Annotated in this window: 2 protein-coding genes and 1 pseudogene; all 3 read right to left on the reverse strand. The window is 64.0% G+C overall.

The features are described from left to right. A pseudogene (locus tag ACOTX4_RS25770) lies at positions 1 to 94 on the reverse strand (TetR/AcrR family transcriptional regulator); the annotation flags it as partial. After that, positions 94 to 1,332, reverse strand: a complete 1,239-nt coding sequence (mrx(A), locus tag ACOTX4_RS25775) for a macrolide resistance MFS transporter Mrx(A) (protein ID WP_000004159.1) — start codon at positions 1,330 to 1,332, stop codon at positions 94 to 96. The gene mrx(A) and the pseudogene ACOTX4_RS25770, both read right to left, overlap by 1 nt. Continuing rightward, a complete protein-coding gene (locus ACOTX4_RS25780; RefSeq protein WP_000219391.1) occupies positions 1,329 to 2,234 on the reverse strand; it encodes an Mph(A) family macrolide 2'-phosphotransferase in 906 nt (301 codons plus the stop codon). The genes mrx(A) and ACOTX4_RS25780 overlap by 4 nt, the downstream gene beginning before the upstream one ends. Positions 2,235 to 2,395 lie beyond the last annotated feature (161 nt).

The raw sequence follows: 2,395 nt of genomic DNA on the forward strand, positions 1-2,395 counted from the left end.
CGCTGAGCGTGAACTCTATGGGACCGCAACGCTTCAGCACTACGGTGGCGGCCTCGAGTACCTCGTCATCGGACTTGAGCTTGGGGCGGGGCATCAGTGTTCACCTTCTGTATGGGTTGGGGCGGAGGCTGTGGCTGCCGCCGCCATTGTAGCAAATTGAAGACGGAGCGAGAGTAGAGCCACGAGCCCCGCAAACACGGCCGATACAACGAGGCCAGGGAGCGGACCAGCAAGGTCGACAAACGCGCCGGCCGCAAGCATAACCATGGGCGAGGCTGACAGCATCACCGCCGAGACCGTGCCGAGTACCCGGCCGAGAAGTTCTGGCGGCGTGCGGTTGTAGATGGCAGCGTTGAGAATGGGAGAGACTGAGCCGGTCAGCAGTCCCACGAGCGCGCCCAACAACATCAGCACCGGCACGCCTGGCAACTGTGAAAGCAGAAGCGAGCCCACCGCAGAGCCACAAAATGCCACCGCCAGCCAGTTCTGCGCTGATATCCGGGCGCCGACCGACGCATGAATGGCAATGCCAAGGAGACCACCAGCCCCCATCATTGAGGAGAACAGCCCGAGCTCTGCTACTTGGCGTCCTGCATCTACAAACAGCGCAGGCATGATGACGCTGCCGTTGGCGCCAACGATGCCCACGAAGATCATCACTATACCAAAGAGAGGGCGCAGCAGGGGTTCGCTCCAGAGAAAAGCGACGCCGGCGCGCATGGAGAGAGTCGCCGTCGTGGTCATCGTCCGAGCGGCACGCGCGGGAAGCACCCACGCGCCGAGCAGACCTGCAAGGACGGAGCAGAACGCCGTCAGCCCGAGCGTTGGCGCAGCGCCAAGCAGGCCGATTGCGGCCCCCCCAAGGGCCGGGCCACCTAGAATCGCGACGTTCCCGATCACCGCTTTCAGTGACGAGACGCGCTCAACGGAGAGCCCGGCGACGTGGCCGAGTTTGGGCAGCTCACTGTCCTGCGCGGCCATACCGGGTGCGTCGAACGCGGCACCGAGCACCACGCAAGCGATCAGCCCAGTGTTCGAGAGGGCGCCAACGGCATCGAGCAGTGGGATGCTCGCCATGGCCACGCCGCCCACCACACCCGAGATCAATGCGACGGGCGCGCGCCCGAACCGATCGACGAGGCCACCACCAACCCACGCGCCGATGATGGTCGCGATGACGCTGCTAGCGGCCGTGGCGCCCGCCCAGGCCGCGCTCTTTGTATGAGACAGGACGAACCATGGAAGCGCGAGGGCCGCCACCGCGTTGCCGATCCGGAAGAGAAAGGTCGCCGCGAACAGCGTCGCGAGCGGGCTATATCGACGTTCGCTCATTCCGCTGCGGCGAGCTGCGCCTTCGCCGCAGCGAGGTACTCTTCGTTACCCGAGTCGAGGGCGAAGAGTGCGTAGGTGACCGCCCCGAACGCAAGGCGCTCCGCGATGTGGTGGGCGAGCCGCGGCCACACCCGGCCACCGGCCGCTTCATACGTGAGGAGGAGCTTCGCGAGCCCCTCTTCACCAAAGACCATAAGGTGCGCGGCCATGTCGATGGCAGGGTCATCAACGCGGGCCTCGCTCCAGTCGATCATCCCGCTGACGCGCTCCGTGTTGTCGATGAGCACATGGCCCACGTAGAGATCGCCATGCACCACCACGGAGAAATCTGGCCACGACGAATCGTCGTCGAGCCAGCGCTGCCACCGGTGGAGGCGCTTGTCGTTCACCACGAACTCGCGTCGGACGCGGTCAACGTCGTCGGCCACCTTCTGACGGGCCTGCGTCGGTGTACGGATGAGCATCCCCGCATCCACGGCGGCGGAAATGGGGACGGCATGCAGGGCGGCGAGCGCGGTCGCGAAGCTCTCCGCGAAGACCTCCGAGTCCTGCGGCACGACCCAGTCGGGCGTGGACGAACCAGGCTGGATGACCATCGCAGTCGAGTCTTCGAGCATGGGATAGGCAACGAGCTCGGCGTTGGCCACGCGCCAGTCCGGCACCGCGAACGGCAGGCGATTCTTGAGCATTGCCAGCACCCGCGCCTCTGGTTCGACCTTCGCGCTTACCTCGGCTCGGCGCGGGATGCGCAGCACCCACCGACGTCCATCGTCGACGGTGGCGATCACGATCCTATAGTCGAGCCCAAGCTCATTGACAGTCAGCGGGCCATGGAGCTTGAGCCCATGTCGGGCTGCAAGTGCGTACAGTTGGGAGGTATCGGCGGTCGTGACTACGGTCATGATTCACTCCTGAGGGCTTGACGGGTTTAGCCACCTAAATGTAACAGTCACGTCGGTTATATTCAATCCGGCACTGTTGCAAAGTTAGCGATGAGGCAGCCTTTTGTCTTATTCAAAGGCCTTACATTTCAAAAACTCTGCTTACCAGGCGCATTTCGCCC

The organism is Enterobacter cloacae complex sp. IR5459 (assembly GCF_049238005.1).
GTDB lineage: Bacteria > Pseudomonadota > Gammaproteobacteria > Enterobacterales > Enterobacteriaceae > Enterobacter > Enterobacter hormaechei_C.

What these genes read in the sequence shown, in the direction of transcription:
- ACOTX4_RS25780 (WP_000219391.1), bottom strand. Translation starts at nt 2,234, where the DNA reads ATGACCGTAGTCACGACCGCCGATACCTCCCAACTGTACGCACTTGCA.